Origin of the sequence: Massilia jejuensis (assembly GCF_042656795.1) — a bacterium.
GTDB lineage: Bacteria > Pseudomonadota > Gammaproteobacteria > Burkholderiales > Burkholderiaceae_D > Telluria > Telluria jejuensis.
This window is the reverse complement of record NZ_JBHSMS010000063.1, coordinates 39,244-60,858: the sequence shown is the minus strand read 5'-3', so window position 1 is coordinate 60,858 and position 21,615 is coordinate 39,244. Positions and strand designations below refer to the sequence as shown.

The following is a 21,615-nucleotide window of genomic DNA, read 5'->3' as shown; positions in this document are numbered from 1 at the left end:
CGGGCGGCAGCGTGGCCGGTGCCTGCAGGGCGATGCAGGAGGCGCCGCGGCGTGTGGTGCCGGCCGGGCAACTGGTCGGCGCGACGATCGTGTTCGACGCCGCTGCCGGCGCGTTGGCGGTGTCCGCCTTCTTGCGCGCGGCCGCTTGCGCCAGGCGCTCTTTCTCGGCCGGCGTGAGCTGCTTGTAGCTTTCCCAGGTGGCGGCCTTGTCGCCGGGCGCGAGCTTGCGCGTCCTGGTGTAGTTTTCGCGCGCCAGCCTGCGCTGCTCGGGCGTCAGGCGCATCCACTGGCGCATGCGGTCGTGCACGCGGCCCTGTTCGGTGGGATTCATGGAGCCGAAGCGGCGCGACATCTCCAGCCATTTCTTCTTGCGCAAGCCGTCCATCGCGTCCCATTCGGAACGCAGCGGTGCGAGGGCGACCTGCTGGGGCGGCGACAGGTCGCGCCACAGCGGCGGGGCGAGCACCTGGGCGCTCTTGCCGGGCGTGCCGGGGGCGCTCGCCGAGACGGCGGCCTGGCGGGCGCCGGCCGGGCCGTCGTTTCCCGCGTATTGCCAGACGACCCAGGCCACCAGCGCGGCCAGCAGCGCCGCCACCGCGGCGATCCAGCCGATGCGGCGGGGCTTGGAAGGGGGTGTCCTCATTGCTGGCGCTGTTGCGACTCCAGATAGGCATTGAAGCCATGGTCGAGGTAAGCCGTCAGCGGCAATTCGTCGGCCAGCACGGCCGCGTCGAGTTCGGCCAGTTCGGCGATGCGCTGTTGCTGGTCGTACTGGTACAGTCCACCCAGGCCGAAGACCAGGGCCAGCAGGGGAATGGCCACGCCCAGGCGGCCGAGGCCGGCGCCGGACACATGCACGCGCAGATCGAAGAAGCGCCGTCCGGCCCCCGCGCCGGCAGGCGCATCGGCCTTCTTGCGCGACAGCGCCAGCGCGCGCGCGGCCGCCAGGCGCTCGGTCGTCGACGCCGGCAGCGCGTCGAGGTTTTCGTTCAGGGCGTGCCGCAGCTTGTACGCCAGATTGATGTCGTCGGTATTCATAGTTGTATTCCCTTGGCCCGCAGAGCGTCGGCAAGGGCATGCGTGGCGCGCGAGCAGTGCGTCTTGACACTGCCCTCCGAGCATCCCATCGCCGCGGCCGTTTCGGCCACGTCCATATCCTGCCAGTAACGCATAAGGAAGGCTTCGCGTTGACGCGCCGGGAGTTTTTGTATCTCCGCTTCGATCAGCTGCAGGGTCTGGGCGCGTTCGGCCTGGTCCATGCTGGACTCGGCCGCGGCCGATCCTTCCTCCGCTTCGTACGCGTCGAGTATATCAAAGTCCTCATCCTCGCCCCCACGGCGGCCGAGGCCTGAAAACAGGCTGACCCAGGTGTTGCGCACCTTTTCGCGGCGGAAGTAATCGAGGATGGTCGTCTGCAGGATGCGCTGGAACAGCATCGGCAGTTCGGCGGCTGGCTTGTCGCCATATTTTTCGGCGAGCTTGATCATCGCGTCCTGCACGATGTCGAGCGCGGCTTCGTCCTTGCGCACTGCATACACGGCTTGCTTGAAGGCGCGCCGTTCGACATTCTCGAGGAAGTCGCCTAGTTCTTTGTCTGTCGCCATGCGCTGAGGGAGGGGAGGCGCCCGAGGACTTGGCTCGTGCTTTATGGAAAACTCAGGAATGCTAGCAAAAATCCCCCTTTCCTGCACCGTCATTGCTCAGTGCCGCGCCGCCATGCGAGCTCATCCGCTGCAAAGCACGATCGCCCGGTCCGGCGCGCGGCGCCGCGGCACACCGGTGGCTTCCGGCTTTTCCATTTTTTATCTTGACCAAAATGGTGCAACGCAGTAAGGTGTCCTTTACGCTTTGCACCCGCTCAGCTTCATGGTCAATCAGGCGCGCACAAAAGGCACGCCAGGTCTGACTTGCTTTCATTTGTAGGCAGTTTGCTCCAACCCGCGCCACGAGCGCGAGAAATCCGTCGAGCCGCTACAGACACTCAGCCAAACGAGTTGCGCCCGGCGCCGTTCCAAAGGTATCTATTGATACCGGGAGTTCGACGCGACCGCAGAATAAAGGGAAGCTTGAGCGCTGTGGGGCAAACCGTATTTCGTTAGGAACGAGCATCCGATCAATCGCCCAATGGGTTTTGAAAGGAATGATTCATGAAAAACGAAGCAACAGCAGGCCCCATCACGGGTGCCGAAATCGTCGTGCGTTGCCTGGCCGAGGAGGGTGTCAAGCACGTCTTCGGCTATCCCGGTGGCGCAGTGCTCTACATTTACGACGCCATTTTCCAGCAAGACAAATTCCAGCACGTCCTGGTGCGCCACGAACAGGCGGCCGTGCACGCGGCCGACGCCTATTCGCGCAGCTCGAACACCGTGGGCGTGGCCCTCGTCACCTCCGGTCCGGGCGTGACCAATGCCGTCACCGGCCTGTCCACCGCCTACATGGATTCGATTCCGATGGTGGTGATCAGCGGCCAGGTACCGAGCCACGCGATCGGCCAGGATGCGTTCCAGGAATGCGACACGGTCGGCATCACCCGCCCCGTGGTCAAGCATAATTTCCTGGTCAAGGACGTCAAGGACCTGGCGCTCACCATCAAGAAAGCCTTCTTCATCGCCCGTACCGGCCGCCCCGGCCCGGTGCTGGTCGATATCCCGAAGGACATCACCATGCACAAGTGCATGTTCGAGTATCCGCGCGAGATCGAGATGCGCTCCTACAAGCCGGTCGACAAGGGCCACACGGGCCAGATCCGCAAGGCGGTGCAGTTGCTGCAGCAGGCCGAGCGCCCGATGCTCTATGCCGGCGGCGGCGTCATCCTGGCCAACGCCTCGGCCGAACTGAACCGCCTGGTCGAGAAGGTCGGCGCGCCGATCACCAACACCCTGATGGGCCTGGGCGGTTCGCGCGCGAGCGACGAGCACTTCGTCGGCATGCCCGGCATGCACGGCACCTATGAAGCGAACATGGCGATGCAGCATTGCGACGTCCTGATCGCCATCGGCGCGCGTTTCGACGACCGCGTGATCGGCAACCCGAAGCACTTCGCCAGCCACCCGCGCAAGATCATCCACATCGACATCGATCCGTCCTCGATCTCCAAGCGCGTCAAGGTCGACATCCCGATCGTCGGCAACGTCAAGGAAGTGCTGACCGAACTGCTGGCCCAGCTCGACTCCGCCGGCGGCACGCGCAACAATCCGGACGCGCTGCGCGCCTGGTGGAAGCAGATCGACGAATGGCGCGGCAAGGATTGCCTGAAATACGAAGGTTCCGATCTCGTCATCAAGCCGCAATCGGTCATCGAGCAGCTGTGGAAAGTGACCAAAGGCGACGCCTTCATCACTTCCGACGTCGGCCAGCACCAGATGTGGGCCGCCCAGTACTACTCCTTCGACAAGCCGCGTCGCTGGATCAATTCCGGCGGCCTGGGCACGATGGGCGTCGGCCTGCCGTATGCGATGGGCGTGCAGATGGCCAACCCGGATGCGACGGTGGCCTGCGTCACCGGCGAGGGTTCGATCCAGATGTGCATCCAGGAGCTCGCCACCTGCAAGCAGTACCACCTGACGCCGAAGATCATCCTCTTGAACAACCGTTTCCTCGGCATGGTGCGCCAGTGGCAGCAGATCGACTACGGCTCGCGCTATTCCGAGTCGTACATGGATTCGCTGCCGGACTTCGAGAAGCTGGCCGAGGCCTTCGGCCACGTCGGCATGCGCATCGAAAAGCCGTCCGACGTGGAAGGCTCCCTGCATGAGGCCTTCGGCATGAAGGACAAGCTCGTGTTCATGAACTTCATCACCGACCAGAGCGAGAATGTCTGGCCGATGGTCAAGGCCGGCAAGGGCCTGTCTGAAATGCTGCTCGGCTCGGAGGACCTCTAAATGAGACACATCATCTCGGTTCTCCTGGAAAACGAAGCCGGCGCCCTGTCGCGCGTGGTGGGCCTGTTCTCGGCCCGCGGCTACAACATCGAAACCCTGACCGTGGCGCCGACCGAGGACGCGACGCTGTCGCGCATGACGATCGTCACGTCCGGCTCGGACGACATCATCGAGCAGATCACCAAGCACCTGAACCGCCTGATCGAAGTGGTGAAAGTGGTCGACCTGACCGAGGGCCAGCACATCGAGCGCGAGCTGATGCTGCTCAAGGTGCGGGCGGTCGGCAAGGAGCGCGAGGAAATCAAGCGCACCGCCGACATCTTCCGCGGCCGCATCATCGACGTCACCGAGAAGAGCTATACGATCGAACTGACCGGCGCCAAGAGCAAGCTCGACGCCTTCATCGACGCGATCGACCGCGCCTCCATCCTGGAAACCGTCCGGACGGGCGGATCGGGCATCGGCCGCGGCGAACGCATCCTGAAGCTCTGAGCACCGTCGCGACACGCAGGATGGCGGGCGGCGCCGGCATGGCGCCGGCGCCGCCCGCCAGGCGCAGCGACGAAACGCCGGCGGCGGCACGAACGAAACAACTATTTATTCCAAAAAATTACAGGACAAGACCATGAACGTTTTCTACGACAAAGACTGCGACCTCTCCCTCATCAAAGGCAAGAACGTCGCCATCATCGGCTACGGCTCGCAGGGACACGCGCATGCCCAGAACCTGTCCGAATCGGGCGTCAACGTCACCGTCGGCCTGCGCCGCGGCGGCGCTTCCTGGGGCAAGGTCGAGCAGGCTGGCCTGAACGTGGCCGAGGTCGATGACGCGGTGAAAAACGCCGACATCATCATGATCCTGCTGCCGGATGAAAACATCGCCCAGGTCTACAAGGAAAACGTCGAACCGAACGCGAAGCAGGGCGCGGTGCTGGCCTTTGCCCACGGCTTCAATGTCCACTACGGCCAGGTCGTGCCGCGCGCCGACCTCGACGTCATCATGATCGCGCCCAAGGCGCCGGGCCACACCGTGCGCGGCACCTACCGCCAGGGTGGCGGCGTGCCGCACCTGATCGCCGTCTACCAGGACAAGTCCGGCGCCGCGCGCGACATCGCACTGTCGTACGCGATGGCCAACGGGGGCGGACGCGCCGGCATCATCGAGACCAACTTCCGCGAAGAGACCGAGACCGACCTGTTCGGCGAACAGGCCGTGCTCTGCGGCGGCGCCGTCGAGCTGATCAAGGCCGGTTTCGAGACCCTGGTCGAAGCGGGCTACGCACCGGAAATGGCGTATTTCGAGTGCCTGCACGAACTCAAGCTCATCGTCGACCTGATCTACGAAGGCGGCATCGCCAACATGAACTACTCGATCTCGAACAACGCCGAGTACGGCGAATACGTGACCGGACCGAAAGTCGTCACCTCGGCGACCAAGGATGCGATGCGCCAGTGCCTGAAGGACATCCAGACCGGCGAATACGCGAAGAGCTTCATCCTCGAGAACAAGGCCGGCGCCCCGACCCTGATCTCGCGCCGCCGCCTCACCTCGGAACACCAGATCGAGGAAGTGGGCGCCAAGCTGCGCGCGATGATGCCGTGGATCGCGAAGAACAAGCTGGTCGACCAGTCGAAGAACTGAGGTCGCGCCAGGCGATCGAAGTTGCAACTTTCCATTACAAGATCACAACGGAATGGGGAGCGGCGCTATCGTAAGAGTGAAACCACTTTCACTCAGCCTGGAGAAAACCATGTCCCTTCCGAAGCTTGTTCTCGTCGCCAGCCTTGTTGCGGCAAGTCACGCCGGCGCGCAAAGCGCGCCGGCGCCAGCCACGAGCGGCACCACGGTCATCGTACCGGCCAATGGCGAGGTGCGCCATGCCAACGACATGGCATGGGTGACCTTCGCCGTCGAGGAATTCGACAAGGATAAACAGGCGGCCGCCGCGCGCGTGAACCGCAAGATGAAAGAAGGCACCGAGATCGTGCGCCGCGCCGATCCGCAAGCCGAGTTGAAGACGCAAGGCTATTACACCTACCCGGTCTACGCGGAACCGCCGGTGCCGCCGCTGCCAGCCAGCCGCAGCCCGGGCAGGCCGGTGCCGAACGGCTGGCGCGTTGGGCAATATCTGGAGGTCAAGACGACCAGCCTGGCCGGGCTGCCGAGGACGGCCGCCGCGGCGCAGAAGGTGCTGCAGATCAATGGCGTGCATTTCGGGCTGGCGCCGGCGACCGAGAAGATGCTGGACGAGCGCCGCATCGCCGAAACCTACCGCAACCTCAACGAACGCATCGTCTCGATCGCGCGCGCGATGGGACGCCAGCCGTCCGATGCGGTGATCGATACGGTCGACTTCGAGGGCTCCGGCAACTATGGCGGCCGTCCCGAGATGCAGTCGGCGATGGTGGCCGGCGCGCGCATGAAGGCGGCCGACGACGCCATGCCGGAACCGAGTTTCGAGCCGGGCGAGACGACGCTGCAGATGCGCCTGGTGGGCAAGGTGAAGTTCAAGTAAGGAATCGCTTCGGCGGCGACACCGTTAGCCGATATGGATTCCAATAGTATCCGTTCGCTAACATGCCGTTCCCGCCCCTATAATGGGGGAAACGGCGCGAACTGCTCGCTTGTCACACCATGTGTTTCCCTGCTTCCGGAACCGGCGCGCTTGCACCGCGACCGGTTCTGTTTGCCTGGATTCACATTATCGCCGGTCGAGCACCTAGCGAAACGCGCTCACTCTTGAACACGGGACTTTATGCCAGCCTTTCCACGACGTAAGAAAAATGGGGCAGCGCCCCGCGCGCCACGATTTGCCCGCCTCAAGCGCTTCGGCCGCCGGGCGGAAGACAAGGGCGGTCCGCGCGGGCGCGGCATCTATCTGTTGCCGAATGCCTTCACGACCGCTGCGCTGTTCTGCGGTTTCTACGCAATCGTGATGGCAATGAACCAGCGCTTCGACCATGCCTGCTGGGCCGTGTTCATCGCCATGATTCTCGACGCGCTCGACGGGCGCGTCGCGCGCCTGACCAATACGCAGTCGGAATTCGGCGCGCAGTACGACAGCCTGTCGGACATGGTGTCCTTCGGCGCCGCGCCGGCGCTGGTGATCTACGAATGGTCGCTGCGCGGCCTGGGCAAGCTCGGCTGGATCGCCGCCTTCGTCTATTGCGCCGGCGCCGCGCTGCGCCTGGCACGCTTCAACACGAATATCGAGGTGGTGGACAAGCGCTTCTTCCAGGGCTTGCCCAGCCCGGCGGCGGCAGGCCTGGTGGTCGGCTTCATCATGTTCATGACCGATCCGGACATCAACATCAGCGCGCGCCAGGTCGACTGGGTGAGCTGGTGCCTGGCCCTGTTCGCCGGCCTGACGATGGTATCGAACGTGCCGTTCTACAGCTTCAAGGACGTCAACTTCCGCAAGTCGGTGCCGTTCATCGTGGTCTTCCTGATCGTGCTTGCGCTGGCGCTGGTGGCGAGCGATCCGACCAAGGTCCTGTGGCCGATCTTCGTCGTCTATGGTCTGTCGGGCTACGTGGTGTTCGTGCTGCAGCGCGCCAGGGGCAAGCGGGTCAGCATCATCCCGACCGACGGACCGGTCGAGAACGATAAAGTCGAGCGTCGCTAGGATCGCGCGCACCGGCCGGCGCTTCCCACCAACCGGCGCCAGCCGAGCATGCGGCTGTCGCGCGCGTGGAGCGGGTCACTGCGCAGTCGTGACCGGCATCGGCTTTGCCCGCTTCTTCGTCCATCGTTTCCGGCGCCCGGCAGCGGCCAGAGGCACTCCCTTGCCGGCTCGGGTGCGCCACGTTCCTTGCCACGGCCAATATACTCGGGGCATGAACAAACTCATCCTCTACAGCGCCGCCGTGCTGGCGGCCGGCGCCATCGCCGCCTGTTCGCCGCTCACGGTGGTGAATGCCGTCTCGCCCGCCGGCACGGTCACCGCCACGGCCGCGATCCCCTACGGCGCCGATCCGCGCAACATGCTCGACGTGTACCGGCCGGCTGCGAACGCGGACAAGGCGCCGGTGGTCGTCTTTTTCTACGGCGGCAACTGGGTCAGCGGCAAGCGCGCCGACTACGCCTTCGTCGGCCGCGCGCTGGCCGCGCGCGGCTTCGTGGTCGTCGTGCCCGACTACCGCCTCTACCCGCAAGTGCGCTATCCGGATTTCCTCGTCGATGGCGCAGGCGCCGTCGCCTGGACCGCGCGCGAGATCGCGCGCCACGGCGGCGACCCGCAGCGCATTTTCCTGATGGGCCACAGCGCCGGCGCCTACAACGCCGCCATGCTGGCGCTCGACCCGCGCTGGCTGGGCCGGCAGGGCTTGCAGCCGGCCATGCTGCGCGGCTGGATCGGCCTGGCCGGCCCCTACGATTTCCTGCCGGTGCAAAACCGCACCACGCAGCCCGTCTTCAGCGCGCCGGACACGCCGGCCGATTCGCAGCCGGTCAGGCACGTGAATGCATCCTCGCCGCCGGCGCTCCTGATCGCGGCGAACGACGACAGCCTGGTCAATCCGGCGCGCAATACCGGCGGCTTGGCCGGCAAGCTGCGCGCCGCGAACGTGCCGGTGAGCGAGCTCTACTATGACGGCGTGACCCACACGACCCTGGTCGCGTCGCTATCGAGCTCGCTGCAAAAACTGGCGCCGACGCTCGACGCCGTCGAGGCCTTCATCCGCGCCGGCGGGCGGGCGCCGTAAGGATTTTCACCAGAAATTCCGGTCGCGTACCTCGAACAGGGGATCGGGGCCGTTCATCATCTGGCGCACGACGCCTGCCTCGTCGAAATGCACGTGCATCAGCGAGTTCCAGACGCCCGCCTCCTTGTAGCGGTACGACCAGACTTCGTAATTGCGCAAGCGGACGCGCGACTGCTCGGCCGGCCGGCCGATGGTGCGCAGCACGTCGGCCTTGGTCGCCCGGTCGACCTTGATCGTGGCGAATTTTTCGCCGGTGAGCACCTGTTCGTAGGAGCGCAGGCGTCCGTCCGGCCCGATGCCGGCCATCCAGGTGAACTGGCCGAAGGGAGCGGTGGCGTACTCGAGCACCTGGCCGCCGTCGGGGGCAGGGTAGACGGCCGTCGGCGGCCCCAGCGTGGCGGTGACGGCGGCAAGCGGCTCGCCGACGGCCGGTGCCTGGCGTAACAGGGGCCCGGCGCATGCGCCGAGCAGCAGCGCGGCGCACATCGTTGTAATTCTGAACATCGTCTGCATGGCAATCCCCGCAAAAAAGCCCGATGACCCCCATGATGCCTGAAGCGGGCCGCAGCAAAAGCTGGTGACGCCAACTGTTTTCGCATATACTTGCGGGTCTGTCCGCATGGGCAGGGTTTTTTTAATCAAATCACGGTGCGCTGGGTTACGACTCTTGCACCGCATGTGAAAGGTAACATCATGTCCGTAGAAAACATCGACAAGTCGGCAATTATCGCCGACAACGCACGTGGCCAGAACGACACCGGCTCGCCGGAAGTCCAGGTCGCCCTGCTGACCGCACGCATCAACGAACTGAACGGCCACTTCAAAGCCCACCAGAAAGACCACCACTCGCGCCGCGGCCTGATCATGATGGTCAACCGTCGCAAGAGCCTGCTGTCTTACCTGAAGAGCAAAGACCTGAATCGTTACCGCGACCTGATCGCCAAACTCGGCCTGCGCAAGTAATCTTTGCGCCTGACGGTCTAGTCAAGGAAATGCCTGCGTCAGTTTCCACTGTCGCGGGCATTTTTTGTTTTGGATGTGTGCAGCATGCAGTTTTGTAGAAGGAGGGCGCCACGGCGCCCTTAACGGTGGCTGGATCAGCCATGCGCGGTGAGGTGAACGACAGCTCCTGAAAATCTGTCGGCAAATAGAAAGGGATTACCCATGTTTAACAAAGTTACGAAGACCTTCCAGTACGGCCAACATACCGTCACCCTGGAGACCGGTGAAATCGCGCGTCAGGCTTCCGGCGCCGTCCTGGTGTCGGTGGAAGACACCGTCGTGCTGGCCACCGTCGTCGCCCGCAAGGACGCCAAGCCGGGCCAGGACTTCTTCCCGCTGACCGTCGATTACATCGAAAAAACGTATGCTGCCGGTAAAATCCCGGGCGGTTTCTTCAAGCGCGAAGGCCGTCCTTCCGAAAAAGAAACGCTGACCTCGCGCCTGATCGACCGTCCGATCCGCCCGCTGTTCCCGGAAGGCTACCTGAACGAAGTCCAGGTCATCATCCACGTGCTGTCGGTCAACCCTGAAATCGATCCGGACATCCCGGCGATGATCGGCGCCTCGGCCGCCCTGTGCGTTGCCGGCGTTCCGTTCAACGGCCCGATCGGCGCCGCCCGCGTCGGCTACGCCAACGGCCAGTACATCCTCAACCCGAGCACCACCCAGCTGAAAACCTCGCAGATGGACCTGGTCGTCGCCGGTACCGAAACGGCCGTGCTGATGGTCGAATCCGAAGCGCAGCAGCTGTCCGAGGAAATCATGCTGGGCGCGGTCGTCTTCGGCCACGACCAGATGCGTGTCGTCATCGATGCCATCCACGCCCTGGTCGAAGAAGGCGGCAAGCCGGAAGTCGAGTGGACCGCCCCTGCGAAGAACGAGACCCTGATCGCGCAAGTGGGCGAACTGGCGTCGGCAAAAATCCGCGACGCCTACCAGACCCGCGAAAAATCGGCACGCCAGCAAAAGCTGAAGTCGCTGTCGAGCGAAGTCATGGCGGCCCTGTCGGAACAGGGCATCCAGGCCGACAACGGCGAAGTCGGCAACATCCTGTTCGACATGGAAGCGAAGGTCGTGCGTTCGCAGATCCTCGACGGCGAGCCGCGCATCGACGGCCGCGACACCCGCACCGTGCGTCCGATCGCGATCCGTACCGGCGTGCTGCCGCGTACCCACGGTTCGGCCCTGTTCACCCGCGGCGAAACCCAGGCGCTGGTCATCGCGACCCTCGGCACCGCCCGCGACAGCCAGAAGATCGACGCGCTGATGGGCGAGTACACCGACGACTTCATGATGCACTACAACATGCCGCCGTTCGCCACCGGCGAAACCGGCCGTGTCGGCACCCCGAAGCGCCGCGAAATCGGCCACGGCCGCCTGGCCAAGCGCGCGCTGGTCGCCGCCCTGCCTAACCCGGAAGACTTCAGCTACTCGGTCCGCCTGGTGTCGGAAATCACCGAATCGAACGGTTCCTCGTCGATGGCATCGGTCTGCGGCGGCTGCCTGGCGCTGATGGACGCGGGCGTGCCGATGAAGGCGCACGTCGCCGGCATCGCCATGGGCCTGATCAAGGAAGGCGGCAAGTTCGCCGTCCTGACCGACATCCTCGGCGACGAAGACCACCTGGGCGACATGGACTTCAAGGTCGCGGGTACGCCTGCGGGCATTACCGCGCTGCAGATGGACATCAAGATCATGGGCATCACCAAGGAAATCATGCAGGTGGCGCTGGCGCAAGCCAAGGAAGCCCGCCAGCACATCCTGGCCGAGATGCAGAAGGCCGTGCCGACCGTGAAGACCGAACTGTCGGACTTCGCCCCACGCCTGATCACGATCAAGATCAACCCGGAGAAGATCCGTGACGTCATCGGCAAGGGCGGCGCCGTCATCCGCGCGCTGACCGAAGAAACCGGCACCCAGATCGACATCACCGACGAAGGCCTGGTCACCATCGCCTCCGTCGACGCCGCCGCCGGCCAGGAAGCCAAGCGCCGCATCGAAGAGCTGACCGCCTCGGTCGAAGTGGGCAAGACCTACGACGGCACCGTCCTCAAATTGCTCGACTTCGGCGCCATCGTGCAAGTCATGCCGGGCAAGGACGGCCTGCTGCACATCTCGCAGATCGCCAACGAGCGCGTCAACGCCGTGGCCGACTACCTGAAGGAAGGCCAGCAAGTGCGCGTCAAGGTCCTCGAGACCGACGAGCGCGGCCGTCTGAAGCTGTCGATGAAGGCGGCCGATCCGGCCGCAGCGGCCGCGCAGTAAACGCTGTTCGCGGCGGCTTGCCGCCCCCTGCAAAAAAACCGCCAGTGCGTGAGCCTGGCGGTTTTTTTCGATCACGCGCTTCGCGTCCTGCGAATGGCGCGCCTGGGGCAGGGCAGCCGCCCGTTCAACTCAATGTCGAGACCAGCATCACCAGGACCGCGACGACGACGCCGAACCTGGTGCCGGAGAGGAAACTGGCCACCCGCGTGTTGCGCCGGTACAGGAATTTTTCAGGCCGAGCGAATAACGACTTCATATGGCTTCTCCTTAAGACGAGGACCCCTTGGTCCGGAGGCGGTGAGCAGTGTCGGCATGGAACGGCGGAAACTGTTCTGATGCGACACATTAGGCTACCAATGTCTGCGCGGCAGACTTTTGTCGAAGGTCAAAGTTCTGCATTCAAGAGCGCGCTAGGTGGCCACGCAAGGCGCCGGAAGGCCCGGTCGCCGCATGCACGTGTCATGAGGAAACGCGGCAATAAGTGTTATAGTCAGGGATTCTCCAATTGTGGAGCAGTTCGTTCAAGACACGGACGCATCCACGACCGAACGACCAAAACCAGGACCCATCGATGACCACGAAAGACAACGCTACCCGCATCAGCCAGATCATCCAGGAGCACGAGGCGGAAATCGGCTCGCAGTGGATTTCCCAGCTCGAAGCCATGATCGTGCGCGGTACCAGCAGCTCGCGCGAGCAGCTGCGCCAGCATTGCCAGCAATTCCTGGCGGCCTTCGCGAATGCGACCCGCAGCGGCGAACTGGAGAACATCGAGCACCGTTCGTGGGACGAGGTACGCGACCTGCTGGCCGAAATTTCATCGAGCCGCGCGAAAAGCGGTTCGACCCCGAGCGAGACGGCCAGCTTCGTGTTCTCGCTCAAGCAGCCCTTGTTCGGCCAGCTGACGGCCGCGTTTGCCAACGACCCTGCTAACCTGGCCGCCGCTTCGTGGGCGGTCAGTTCGCTGCTCGACAAGTTCGGGCTGTACACCATCGAAGTGTTCCAGAAAGCGCGCGACCAGATCATCGTGCGCCAGCAGCAGGAGCTGCTCGAGCTGTCGACCCCGGTCGTGAAACTGTGGAACGGCATCCTGGCGCTGCCGCTGATCGGCACGCTCGACTCGGCCCGTACCCAGGTGGTGATGGAAAACATCCTGCAAAAGATCGTCGATACCGGCGCCGTGATCGCCATCATCGACATTACCGGCGTGCCGATGGTCGACACCCTGGTCGCCCAGCACTTGATGAAGACGATCGCCGCCGCGCGCCTGATGGGCGCTGACTGCATCATCAGCGGCATCCGCCCGCAGATCGCCCAGACCATCGTCCACCTGGGCGTGAACCTGGAAGACGTCGTCACCAAGGCAACCCTGGCCGACGCCTTCCTGGTCGCCCTCGAACGGACCGGTGCTTCGGTTACCATCGGCAATAAGAACTAAGAAGAATCGGGACGACGATGGAACGCATTCCTATCCTGCGGATGGGTGACCTGCTACTGGTCACTATCCAGGTCGACATGCACGACCGCCTGGCCATGACCTTGCAGGACGACTTGACCGAGCGTATCGTGCGCGATAGCGCCAAGGGTGTGCTGATCGATATTTCCGCGCTCGACCTGGTCGACTCCTTCATTGGGCGTATGATCAGCAATACCGCGGCCATGGCGCGCGTGCTCGATGCCCAGACCGTGGTCGTCGGCATGCAGCCGGCGGTGGCGATCACCCTGGTCGAGCTGGGGCTGACCTTGCACGGCGTCAAGACGGCGCTGAACGTCGAGAAGGGCATGGCCCTGCTCGGAAAGAACTTGAATAGATGAACACCGCGACTGAATCACCAGTCGGATTCGGGACAAACCTGCTGGAGCGCAATGCCAGGCAACGCATCGAGCGTGCCAGCGTGCCGCTGCGTACCGACGAGGACGTCGTTGGCCTGCGCCGCCATGTGCGCGAGCGTGCCGTGGCCATCGGCCTGTCACTGGTCGACCAGACCAAGCTCATCACCGCTGCGAGCGAACTGGCGCGCAATACGATCAAGTATGGCGGCGGCGGTGCCGTGTATCTGGACAAGCTGGCCGATGGCGTGCGCCAGGGTGTCGGCCTGGTGTTCGTCGACAGCGGTCCCGGCATTCCCGACCTCGCTCTGGCCTTGCGGGATGGTTACACCTCTGGCGGCGGCCTGGGCCTCGGCCTGGGCGGCGCGAAACGCCTTGTCGACGAATTCGAGATCGACACCCGTTCGGGAGAGGGAACCGCCATCGCGGTCGTGAAATGGAAACGCTGATCAGCTCCCTGAGCACGCAACATGCGTATCCGATCGTGCACGCCAGCGACATCGCTGCGGTGCGCCGCGCCGGGCAGAAGCTGGCGTTCGAACTAGGTTTCAATGAAACACGCGCCGGCTCGCTGGCGCTGATCGTCACCGAGGCCGGCACCAACCTGCTCAAGCATGCCGGCGAAGGCATGCTCTACCTGAACGTGGCCCAGTCCGAAGGCGTGCCCGGGGTCGACGTGCTGGCGGTCGACTGCGGTCCGGGCATTGCCGACGTCGACGCCTGCCTGCGCGACGGCATGTCCACCGCCGGGACGTCGGGCACCGGACTCGGTGCGCTGCGCCGCCTGGCCGACGAATTCGATGTCTGGTCGGCGCCCGCCAAGGGCGCCCTGTTCTTCATGCGCCTGTGGCGCGACGAGGCGGGACCGGGCCTGTGCATGGTCGACGTGGGCGCGCTGACCGTGCCGCTGGCGGGCGAGGATGCCTGCGGCGACGGCTGGGGCGTGGCCTGCGACCCGAGCGGCGCCACCTTGCTCGCCGTCGACGGCCTGGGCCACGGTCCGCAGGCGGCCATCGCGGCGCAGGCGGCGCTGGCCCAGCTCCAGCGCCTGCCGTCGTCGGAGCCCGGACCCCTGGTCGACGCGGCCCACGAGGCGCTGCGCGGCACCCGCGGCGCGGCGCTGGCGGCGGCGCGCATCGACTTCGACAACGACGTCGTGCGCTTTGCCGGCATCGGCAACATCGGCGCCTGGGTGATCGACGGCGAGACCCGGCGCGCCCTGATCTCGCACAACGGCATCGTCGGGCACAACATGCGCAAGGTGCAGGAATTCTCCCTGCCTTGCCCGCCCGATGCGCTGTGCATCCTGCACTCGGACGGCATCCAGACCCAGTGGGACCTGAGCCGCTATCCGGGCCTGCTGGCACGCAGTCCCGCGCTGGTGGCGGCCATGCTGATGCGCGACTTCATCCGCCGCCGCGACGACGCCATGGTCCTGGTCGTGCGGCGCAAGCCGGGACGCGCATGAGCCAGCGCATCCTCGCCGTCGCCCTCGAGAGCGACAAGGACGTGGTCCTGGTGCGCCAGCGCGCGCGCCACGTGACGAACCTGCTCGGCTTCGCCAAGCAGGACCAGGTGCGCATCGCCACCGCTGTCTCGGAGGTCGCGCGCGCGGCCTGCCACGCCGGCATCAGCGCGCGCGCCGTGTTCGTGCTGAGCGACCTGCCCGACCGCCAGCAGCTCGAGGTGGCCGTGAGCGCCGTGCGCGCTTCGGCGCCGCACAGCGAAGGGGCGATGCTGCTCGACGCGGCGCTGGTCACCGCGCACCGGCTGATGGATACATGCGCCACCGGCGCCGCGGACGGCGCCCCGTTCGTGCGCATGTGCAAGGCGCTGGCGCCGCAGCAGCCGGTCAGCCCGACGCGGCTGGCCCAGATCGCCACCGAACTGGCCGCCACGCCGGTCGGCAATTCGATCGAGGAAGTGCAACAGCAAAACCGCGAGCTGGTCGAGACCCTGGCCGAACTGCGCGAGCGCCAGGAAGACCTGATGTCGCTCACGCGCGAGCTGGAAGACACCAATCGCGGCATCGTCGCACTGTACGCCGAGATCGAGGACAAGGCCGAGCACCTGCGCCGCGCCGACGAAATGAAGTCGCGCTTCCTGTCCAATACCAGCCATGAACTGCGCACGCCGCTGTCTTCGATCCGGGCGCTCGCCAAGCTCCTGCTCGACCGCATGGACGGCGAGCTCACGCCCGAGCAGGAGCGCCAGGTCTGGCTGATTGAGCGCACCGCCACCGAGATGTCGGAACTGGTCAACGACCTGCTCGACCTGGCCAAGATCGAGGCCGGCCGCGTCGAGGCGCAACCGGCGCCGGTCGTCGTCGACAACATGTTCCGTGCCCTGAAGGGCATGATGCGCCCGCTGGTCGACGCCGAGCGCGTCGAACTGGTGTTCGACAACGGCGGCATCGACGACGCCTTCGATTCGGACGAGGGCATGCTGTCGCAGATCCTGCGCAATTTCATCTCGAACGCCCTGAAATTCACCGAGGACGGCTCGGTGCGCGTGAGCGCCGCCCATGACGCCGAGGCCGACACGCTGACCTTCGCCGTGACCGACACCGGGATCGGCATCGATGCCGACCACATGCACCTGATTTTCGAAGAGTTCGCCCAGGTGGAAAACCCGCTCCAGCGGCGCAGCAAGGGCACGGGCCTGGGCCTGCCGCTATGCCGCCGCCTGGCCGAGCTGCTGGGAGGGCGCGTCGACGTCACCAGCCGGCCCGGCGTGGGCTCGACCTTCATGCTGACGCTGCCGCGTCAATTTCCCCATCCGGCGCCTGCCAGCACCTGAGACACCGAAACCATGACCGCCACTCCACCCACGATCCTCAACGTTGACGACAACGACGGCGCGCGCTACGCGAAGACCCGCATCCTGCAAAGCGCCGGGTTCCGGGTCCTCGAGGCGGCCAACGGCACCGATGCGCTGGCGATGGTCCGCGAGGACAATCCGGCCCTGGTGCTGCTGGACGTGAAGCTGCCCGACATCAACGGCATCGAGGTCTGCCGCCGCATCAAGGCCGATCCCGACACCAACTGCGTGCTGGTGCTGCAGACCTCGGCGGCGCTCACGGGCCGCGCCGACAAGATCCGCGGTCTCGAGGGCGGCGCCGACAATTACCTGGCCGCGCCGATCGAGGCCGACGAACTGATCGCCAACGTGAACGCGCTGCTGCGCATGCGCCAGACCCAGGACGAGCTGCGCGAGAGCGAGGAGCGCTTCCGCCAGCTGACCGACAACGTCGAGGACGTGTTCTGGATGTTCTCCGCGCCCGACGGCGTGCTGGCCTATGTGAGCCCGGCCTATGCGACGATCTGGGGCCGCAGCTGCGAATCGCTGCGCCGCCAGCACGCCAGCTGGCTCGACGCCGTGCATGCCGACGACCGCGCGCGCCTGCAAGGACGCTGGGCCACGCTGGCCACCCACCCGTACTACGACGAAGAATTCCGCCTGATGCTGCCCGACGGCGCCATGCGCTGGGTGCGTGACCGCCTGTTCGCGGTGCGTAACGCGCGCGGCGAGGTCTACCGCGTGGCGCGCGTCACCAGCGACGTCTCGGCAAGGAAGGAAATGGAAGCGCTGCTGCGCGCGGCCGACGCCAACAAGAACCAGTTCCTGGCCACGCTGGCGCACGAGCTGCGCAATCCGCTGAGCCCGATCCGCAATGCCGCCACGCTGCTCGGCGTGGGCGGCGAGCACGCCGGCGAGCGCCATGCGCACGCGCGCGAAGTCATCCTGCGCCAGGTCGACCACCTGGCGCACCTGGTCGACGACCTGCTCGACGTGGCGCGCATATCGGAAGGCAAGATCGTGCTGCGCCGCGAAGAAGTCGACCTCGGCGCCGTGATCGCCCAGGCGATCGAGACCGCCGGCCCGCTGATCGGGGCGCGCGGCCACAAGCTCGCCGTCGAGCAGCCCGACTGCCAGGTCTGGGTCGCCGGCGACCCGGTGCGCCTGGCGCAGTCGATGGGCAACCTGCTGCACAACGCCGCCAAGTTCACGCCCAAGGGCGGCGAGATCACGCTGCGGATCGCCTTGCATGGCGACGACGTCCATATCGCGGTGATCGACAACGGCATCGGCATCGCCGAGGACAACCTGCCGCGCATCTTCGGCATGTTCGCCCAGGCCGCGGTGCCGCCGGACCGCGCGCCCGAAGGCCTCGGCATCGGCCTGTCGCTGGTGTCGCGCCTGCTCGAGATGCACGGCGGCCACCTGCGCGCCGAAAGCCCGGGCATCGGCATGGGCAGCACCTTCACGGTCGAGCTGCCGGTGCTGCGCACGGCCAGCGCCGCCTGCGCGACCGGCGAGGCCGAGCGGGAAGCCGGCCGCGCCGCCGGCCTGCGCGTGCTGCTGGTCGACGACAACGTCGACGCCATGGAGATGATGGGTTTCCTGCTGGCCGAGATGGGCCATGAAACCTGGACCACGTCCGACGCTACCCAGATCGACGCGCTGGCCCTGCGCCACCGTCCGCAGGTGATCGTGCTCGACATCGGCCTGCCGGGCGCCGACGGCTACCAGCTGGCGCGCATGATCAAGGCCAACCCGGCGCTGGCGCACATCCGCCTGGTCGCGCACACCGGCTACGGCTCGCCCGAAGACCGGCGCCGCGCCCAGGAAGCGGGCTTCGACGCGCACCTGGTCAAGCCGGCCGAGCTGGAAGACCTGGAAAAGGCGCTGCGCGGCTGACCGGCGCGCCGCCGTTCGCGGGCGCGCTTCGCGTCCTTCCTGCGGACGCGGCGGTGAACTTCTCGCCGCGCGCGGCCTCTAACGGGAATGCGCCGGCGGTGCCTTGCCGGCTCTTCCAGGAGACGCGCCATGGACCGGCTACCGACGTTCAGGACCCCGCTCGTGCTGGCGTCCGCCCAGCTCCCACGCGATACCACCACCGAGGTCGTCCAGGCGAAGACGCCCGCGCGCGAAGCCGCGCTCGAATTCTGGCGCCGCCGTAACACGGTGCTCGACGCCTTCTTCTACGACCTGAAAGTCATCGATCCCGCCGAAGCGGCGTCGCTGGCACCCTGGCTGGCGCGCGAAGGCGCCTTGCTGGTCGTGCCGCCCTCGGGCGGCGGCATGCTGCACCTGTGTCCCAGCCTCGACGAGTTCGCCGCGCGCGGCGGCGGCGGCACGCGCATCCTGGCCGTGGCCGGCGTCGGCAGCTCGGCCCTCGGCACCGCCGCTTTCGCCCGCAACGTGGCCGACGCCTTCGGCGAGCCGGTGGCCGCGCTCGTGTCGGGCTACGGACTGGCCGACCTGCTCACCGAAGCGCTGGGCGGCTGGTTCTGGTTCGGCACCCTGAACCGCATGCGCCACGCCTTCGAGCAGATCGACGAGTTCGCGCGCGGCGGCGCCTCCGACCTGCGCCTGTCGGCCCCGCCCAACGTCGCCCGCGCCAGCCTCGACACGCGCACCCTGTGCGCGCTGTTGACCGACCGGCGCTTCCGCTTCGGGCTGCTGACCGGGCATTCGAAGGGCAACCTGGTGATCTCCGAAGCGCTGTACGCGCTGCGCGACGCCCAGGCCGACGCCCACCTGGCCGAAATCGGCATCGTCACCGTCTCGGCCGCGATCGCCATGCCGCCGCGCTATCGCAAGATCGTCGACGTGATGGGCGAAGCGGACTGGTTCGGGGCGATGAATTCGAACCTGGCGATCGGCGTCGAGTACCGGCCGAAGCATGCATGGCATCACACGAATACGGAGCTGGCCTGGCATTTGCCGGTGCAGGAGGTGATGAGCGCGCTGCGGCGGGAGCGGGGAACGGCCTTGCTGCATTGAACGCCGCGCGGTGCCGCGTGGCCATGCGGATGCATGCGCCAAAAAAAAAGGCGCTGTCACCGTTACGTGTGGACGAGTCCCATTGCCGCTCGCAGGAAGCGCTCCGGTGACGCAATGCGCTCGCCATCGAGCGCCCGGCGCCAGCCCAGGTAATTCGGCAAGTACCGTGAAGCAACGCCATGGAAGCGTGCTAAGTACTCGACCGGAAATAAATGTGAATTTTGGCAAACAGAACCGGATGCGGTGCAAGGCGGCGAGTGCGCCGCAGTGCGAGCACTGCAAGCAGGAGTCAACGCAGCAACGCGCCGGTTCTGGCAGCCAAAAGCACATTTATTTTTGGGCGAGTACTTAGCCATTGCCTGAATCGGCGCTGATAGGCGTTCACGTTTTGCACATGGACGGCGCCGCGCACCCGCTCGCCCAGGCGCATGTTCACGTACTGGTGCGAGATGCCCGCTTCGCGCGCAAAGCTCCGGTACGCCCGATGCCCGTCCGTTACCAGCGGAACGTGGGGGGCAAGCACAGGCAGCAGATGCCGGTGCAACTGCCCCTTGTTGCCGTAGCCATGTTGTGAAGCGTCTTGCCTGCATGCCAGAGTCCGCTCGATGGTCGAATGGCAGTTCGACCTCGCTAGAGCCCAGCAGTTCAATTTCTACACGTAGCGGTGACAGCGCCAAAAAAAATGCCCGCGCGCGGCGGGCATCGAACCGGTTGAACGGTATTATTTTTCGCTGACCGTAAATTCACCGAACGGCTTGAGCTGCTCGCCCACCGCCTTCGGATCGCCGACCACGACGATCGACTGCGCCTCGGGCGCGAAATACTTCTTCGATACGTCGCGCACCTGCTGCGGCGTCACCTTCCGGATCAGCGGCACGTACTGCCCGAGGAACTCGGGCGGCAGGCCGATCAGCCAGTTCTGCGCCAGCGTGTTGGCGACCGCGCCCTGCAGCTGGTTGCTGATCAGGTAGCCGCCGGCGACGTAGCGCTTGTTCATCGTCATCTCGTCCTCCGGGACCAGTTCGGTGCCGATGCGCCGGTACTCGTTGAAGTATTCGGTCAGGGCGGCACCGGTGACTTCGTTGCGCACGTCGGCGCCGCCGACGATGGCGCCGCCGACGCGGTTCATGCGCGCCCCGGCCGAGGCGCCGTAGGTATAACCCTTGGCCTCGCGCAGGTTCAGGTTGACGCGGCTCGAGAAGCCGCCGCCGAGGATGGTGCTGGCCAGGCGCAGCGGCACCTGTTCGTCGGCGCTGGCCTGGATGCCGGGACCGCCGACGCGGATGGTCGACTGCACGCTGCCGGCGCGCTGCAGCAGCATGCGCGCCGGCCTGGCCGCGCGCGGCGCAGGCGCGGTGTCGGCCAATGCCGGACCTTCGGCCTTCCAGTCGCCGAAGGCGGCCTGCGCCAGCTTCATCGCCTCGGCTTCCCTGATGCGGCCGGTGATCACCAGCAGCGTGCGGTCCGGACGGAAGCGCCTGGCGTGCTCGGTGCGCAGCATGTCCTGGGTCACCGCATTGATCGCCGCGGCGGTCGGCTGGGTGTGGCCATACGGGTGCTCGCCGTAGACCGCCTGGCTGATCGCGCGCTCGGCGCGGAAACGCGGCGTCGCTTCGGCCGCCATCAGCGCCTGCAGCGCATTGGCCTTGGCCAGTTCGACTTCCTTGGCCGGGAAGCTGGGCGTGCGCGTCACTTCGGCCAGCAGCGAGATCATCGGCGCCGCCTGCGAGGACACGGCATTGGCCGAGACGGAGATGCCGTCCGAGGCCGCGCCCGCGGCGACCGAGCCGCCCATGCCCTGGGCCGCTTCGGCGATCGCGCGCGAATCGCGCTTGGCGCTGCCTTCGTTGATCATCCCGGCCAGCAGGTTGGCGAAACCGGGGTTGCCGCGCGCGTCGGCGGCATAGCCGGCGCCGCGCACGGCCAGCACGTAGTCCACGCGCGGCAGGCCCTGGCGCGGCACGACCCAGACGGTCATGCCGTTGGCGAGCGTTTTCTTGACGATCTTCGGCGTCGGGATCGGCTTGTCGGCGCCGTAGGCGGGCATGGCGCCGGCCCGGGCGGCAGGGGCGGCGGCAGTGGCGCTATAGGCGGCCGGGGCGAAGGCGAGCGAGATCGCCAGTGTCAGCATCAGTTTTTTCAT

General features: G+C 65.9%; 22 protein-coding genes and 2 pseudogenes. 15 read left to right on the top strand and 9 right to left on the bottom strand.

All coding sequences use genetic code 11. From position 1 onward, the window contains the following. The 4 genes from ACFPOU_RS19415 to ACFPOU_RS19400 all read right to left on the bottom strand — a co-directional run. Nucleotides 1–643 (bottom strand): DUF3106 domain-containing protein (locus tag ACFPOU_RS19415; protein WP_379725110.1); only part of this gene is annotated, 643 nt, incomplete at its 3' end. Further along, nucleotides 640–1,038 (bottom strand): DUF3619 family protein, encoded by a 399-nt coding sequence (locus tag ACFPOU_RS19410; protein ID WP_379725107.1) that lies wholly within the window; start codon nucleotides 1,036–1,038, stop codon nucleotides 640–642. The genes ACFPOU_RS19410 and ACFPOU_RS19415, both read right to left, overlap by 4 nt. Next, a complete protein-coding gene (locus tag ACFPOU_RS19405; protein WP_379725116.1) occupies nucleotides 1,035–1,604 on the bottom strand; it encodes an RNA polymerase sigma factor in 570 nt (189 codons plus the stop codon). The genes ACFPOU_RS19410 and ACFPOU_RS19405 overlap by 4 nt, the downstream gene beginning before the upstream one ends. A gap of 61 nt (nucleotides 1,605–1,665) precedes the next feature. Next, nucleotides 1,666–1,917 carry a hypothetical protein gene (locus tag ACFPOU_RS19400; protein ID WP_379725104.1) on the bottom strand — a complete coding sequence of 84 codons (252 nt, stop codon included), beginning with the start codon at nucleotides 1,915–1,917 and terminating at the stop codon, nucleotides 1,666–1,668. Nucleotides 1,918–2,147: 230 nt separating this feature from the next. Between ACFPOU_RS19400 and ACFPOU_RS19395 the strand changes: the two genes are divergently transcribed. The 6 genes from ACFPOU_RS19395 to ACFPOU_RS19370 all read left to right on the top strand — a co-directional run bounded on the left by ACFPOU_RS19395 (nucleotide 2,148) and on the right by ACFPOU_RS19370 (nucleotide 8,585). Further along, the gene (locus ACFPOU_RS19395) at nucleotides 2,148–3,881 is read left to right on the top strand and encodes an acetolactate synthase 3 catalytic subunit (protein WP_379725101.1); all 1,734 of its coding nucleotides are present in this window, start codon (nucleotides 2,148–2,150) and stop codon (nucleotides 3,879–3,881) included. Next, on the top strand, nucleotides 3,882–4,373 hold the full coding sequence (ilvN, locus tag ACFPOU_RS19390; protein ID WP_379725098.1) for an acetolactate synthase small subunit: 492 nt from the start codon (nucleotides 3,882–3,884) through the stop codon (nucleotides 4,371–4,373). It begins immediately after the preceding gene. Between the two features lie 103 nt (nucleotides 4,374–4,476). Further along, complete coding sequence (gene ilvC / locus ACFPOU_RS19385; RefSeq protein ID WP_379725113.1) at nucleotides 4,477–5,523, top strand: ketol-acid reductoisomerase; 1,047 nt, start codon at nucleotides 4,477–4,479, stop codon at nucleotides 5,521–5,523. Between the two features lie 109 nt (nucleotides 5,524–5,632). Beyond that, nucleotides 5,633–6,397, top strand: coding sequence for an SIMPL domain-containing protein (locus ACFPOU_RS19380; protein ID WP_379725095.1), 765 nt, complete (start codon nucleotides 5,633–5,635; stop codon nucleotides 6,395–6,397). 240 nt (nucleotides 6,398–6,637) lie between these two features. Beyond that, a complete protein-coding gene (gene pssA, locus ACFPOU_RS19375; RefSeq protein ID WP_379725092.1) occupies nucleotides 6,638–7,507 on the top strand; it encodes a CDP-diacylglycerol--serine O-phosphatidyltransferase in 870 nt (289 codons plus the stop codon). A gap of 211 nt (nucleotides 7,508–7,718) precedes the next feature. Beyond that, nucleotides 7,719–8,585 (top strand): alpha/beta hydrolase, encoded by an 867-nt coding sequence (locus ACFPOU_RS19370; protein WP_379725089.1) that lies wholly within the window; start codon nucleotides 7,719–7,721, stop codon nucleotides 8,583–8,585. A gap of 6 nt (nucleotides 8,586–8,591) precedes the next feature. Here the strand turns inward: ACFPOU_RS19370 and ACFPOU_RS19365 are convergent, their stop codons facing one another. Continuing rightward, complete coding sequence (locus ACFPOU_RS19365; RefSeq protein ID WP_379725086.1) at nucleotides 8,592–9,089, bottom strand: hypothetical protein; 498 nt, start codon at nucleotides 9,087–9,089, stop codon at nucleotides 8,592–8,594. Between the two features lie 189 nt (nucleotides 9,090–9,278). Between ACFPOU_RS19365 and rpsO the strand changes: the two genes are divergently transcribed. Next, nucleotides 9,279–9,548, top strand: a complete 270-nt coding sequence (gene rpsO / locus ACFPOU_RS19360; protein ID WP_379725083.1) for a 30S ribosomal protein S15 — start codon at nucleotides 9,279–9,281, stop codon at nucleotides 9,546–9,548. 201 nt (nucleotides 9,549–9,749) lie between these two features. Continuing rightward, a complete protein-coding gene (pnp, locus tag ACFPOU_RS19355) occupies nucleotides 9,750–11,852 on the top strand; it encodes a polyribonucleotide nucleotidyltransferase (RefSeq protein WP_379725080.1) in 2,103 nt (700 codons plus the stop codon). A 124-nt stretch (nucleotides 11,853–11,976) separates the two neighbouring features. Here the strand turns inward: pnp and ACFPOU_RS19350 are convergent, their stop codons facing one another. Then, the gene (locus ACFPOU_RS19350; protein WP_379725077.1) at nucleotides 11,977–12,108 is read right to left on the bottom strand and encodes a hypothetical protein; all 132 of its coding nucleotides are present in this window, start codon (nucleotides 12,106–12,108) and stop codon (nucleotides 11,977–11,979) included. Nucleotides 12,109–12,423: 315 nt separating this feature from the next. Between ACFPOU_RS19350 and ACFPOU_RS19345 the strand changes: the two genes are divergently transcribed. From ACFPOU_RS19345 to ACFPOU_RS19315, 7 genes are all read left to right on the top strand, one after another. Beyond that, on the top strand, nucleotides 12,424–13,290 hold the full coding sequence (locus ACFPOU_RS19345; protein WP_379725074.1) for an STAS domain-containing protein: 867 nt from the start codon (nucleotides 12,424–12,426) through the stop codon (nucleotides 13,288–13,290). Between the two features lie 17 nt (nucleotides 13,291–13,307). Continuing rightward, nucleotides 13,308–13,667: an STAS domain-containing protein gene (locus ACFPOU_RS19340; protein WP_312550807.1), complete on the top strand. Its 360-nt coding sequence runs from the start codon at nucleotides 13,308–13,310 to the stop codon at nucleotides 13,665–13,667. Beyond that, nucleotides 13,664–14,131 (top strand): anti-sigma regulatory factor, encoded by a 468-nt coding sequence (locus tag ACFPOU_RS19335; RefSeq protein WP_379725071.1) that lies wholly within the window; start codon nucleotides 13,664–13,666, stop codon nucleotides 14,129–14,131. Before ACFPOU_RS19340 ends, ACFPOU_RS19335 begins: the two co-directional genes overlap by 4 nt. Beyond that, complete coding sequence (locus ACFPOU_RS19330; RefSeq protein ID WP_379725068.1) at nucleotides 14,119–15,150, top strand: ATP-binding SpoIIE family protein phosphatase; 1,032 nt, start codon at nucleotides 14,119–14,121, stop codon at nucleotides 15,148–15,150. Before ACFPOU_RS19335 ends, ACFPOU_RS19330 begins: the two co-directional genes overlap by 13 nt. After that, a complete protein-coding gene (locus tag ACFPOU_RS19325; RefSeq protein WP_379725065.1) occupies nucleotides 15,147–16,481 on the top strand; it encodes an ATP-binding protein in 1,335 nt (444 codons plus the stop codon). The genes ACFPOU_RS19330 and ACFPOU_RS19325 overlap by 4 nt, the downstream gene beginning before the upstream one ends. 12 nt (nucleotides 16,482–16,493) lie before the next feature. After that, nucleotides 16,494–18,383, top strand: a complete 1,890-nt coding sequence (locus ACFPOU_RS19320) for a hybrid sensor histidine kinase/response regulator (RefSeq protein ID WP_379725063.1) — start codon at nucleotides 16,494–16,496, stop codon at nucleotides 18,381–18,383. 129 nt (nucleotides 18,384–18,512) lie between these two features. Further along, a complete protein-coding gene (locus ACFPOU_RS19315) occupies nucleotides 18,513–19,472 on the top strand; it encodes a hypothetical protein (RefSeq protein WP_379725060.1) in 960 nt (319 codons plus the stop codon). A gap of 77 nt (nucleotides 19,473–19,549) precedes the next feature. Here the strand turns inward: ACFPOU_RS19315 and ACFPOU_RS19310 are convergent. The 3 genes and pseudogenes from ACFPOU_RS19310 to ACFPOU_RS19300 all read right to left on the bottom strand — a co-directional run. Then, nucleotides 19,550–19,660 (bottom strand): annotated as a pseudogene (locus tag ACFPOU_RS19310) (IS1595 family transposase); the annotation flags it as partial. 161 nt (nucleotides 19,661–19,821) lie between these two features. Beyond that, nucleotides 19,822–20,025, bottom strand: a pseudogene (locus ACFPOU_RS19305) (IS1595 family transposase); the annotation flags it as partial. A gap of 168 nt (nucleotides 20,026–20,193) precedes the next feature. Continuing rightward, nucleotides 20,194–21,615, bottom strand: coding sequence for a M16 family metallopeptidase (locus ACFPOU_RS19300; protein WP_379725058.1), 1,422 nt, complete (start codon nucleotides 21,613–21,615; stop codon nucleotides 20,194–20,196).

Coding starts and splice junctions, on each gene's coding strand:
- ACFPOU_RS19410 (WP_379725107.1), bottom strand. CDS start 1,038: ATGAATACCGACGACATCAATCTGGCGTACAAGCTGCGGCACGCCCTG.
- ACFPOU_RS19405 (WP_379725116.1), bottom strand. CDS start 1,604: ATGGCGACAGACAAAGAACTAGGCGACTTCCTCGAGAATGTCGAACGG.
- ACFPOU_RS19400 (WP_379725104.1), bottom strand. CDS start 1,917: ATGAAAGCAAGTCAGACCTGGCGTGCCTTTTGTGCGCGCCTGATTGAC.
- ACFPOU_RS19395 (WP_379725101.1), top strand. CDS start 2,148: ATGAAAAACGAAGCAACAGCAGGCCCCATCACGGGTGCCGAAATCGTC.
- ilvN (WP_379725098.1), top strand. CDS start 3,882: ATGAGACACATCATCTCGGTTCTCCTGGAAAACGAAGCCGGCGCCCTG.
- ACFPOU_RS19380 (WP_379725095.1), top strand. CDS start 5,633: ATGTCCCTTCCGAAGCTTGTTCTCGTCGCCAGCCTTGTTGCGGCAAGT.
- pssA (WP_379725092.1), top strand. CDS start 6,638: ATGCCAGCCTTTCCACGACGTAAGAAAAATGGGGCAGCGCCCCGCGCG.
- ACFPOU_RS19370 (WP_379725089.1), top strand. CDS start 7,719: ATGAACAAACTCATCCTCTACAGCGCCGCCGTGCTGGCGGCCGGCGCC.
- ACFPOU_RS19365 (WP_379725086.1), bottom strand. CDS start 9,089: ATGTTCAGAATTACAACGATGTGCGCCGCGCTGCTGCTCGGCGCATGC.
- rpsO (WP_379725083.1), top strand. CDS start 9,279: ATGTCCGTAGAAAACATCGACAAGTCGGCAATTATCGCCGACAACGCA.
- pnp (WP_379725080.1), top strand. CDS start 9,750: ATGTTTAACAAAGTTACGAAGACCTTCCAGTACGGCCAACATACCGTC.
- ACFPOU_RS19350 (WP_379725077.1), bottom strand. CDS start 12,108: ATGAAGTCGTTATTCGCTCGGCCTGAAAAATTCCTGTACCGGCGCAAC.
- ACFPOU_RS19345 (WP_379725074.1), top strand. CDS start 12,424: ATGACCACGAAAGACAACGCTACCCGCATCAGCCAGATCATCCAGGAG.
- ACFPOU_RS19340 (WP_312550807.1), top strand. CDS start 13,308: ATGGAACGCATTCCTATCCTGCGGATGGGTGACCTGCTACTGGTCACT.
- ACFPOU_RS19335 (WP_379725071.1), top strand. CDS start 13,664: ATGAACACCGCGACTGAATCACCAGTCGGATTCGGGACAAACCTGCTG.
- ACFPOU_RS19330 (WP_379725068.1), top strand. CDS start 14,119: ATGGAAACGCTGATCAGCTCCCTGAGCACGCAACATGCGTATCCGATC.
- ACFPOU_RS19325 (WP_379725065.1), top strand. CDS start 15,147: ATGAGCCAGCGCATCCTCGCCGTCGCCCTCGAGAGCGACAAGGACGTG.
- ACFPOU_RS19320 (WP_379725063.1), top strand. CDS start 16,494: ATGACCGCCACTCCACCCACGATCCTCAACGTTGACGACAACGACGGC.
- ACFPOU_RS19315 (WP_379725060.1), top strand. CDS start 18,513: ATGGACCGGCTACCGACGTTCAGGACCCCGCTCGTGCTGGCGTCCGCC.
- ACFPOU_RS19300 (WP_379725058.1), bottom strand. CDS start 21,615: ATGAAAAAACTGATGCTGACACTGGCGATCTCGCTCGCCTTCGCCCCG.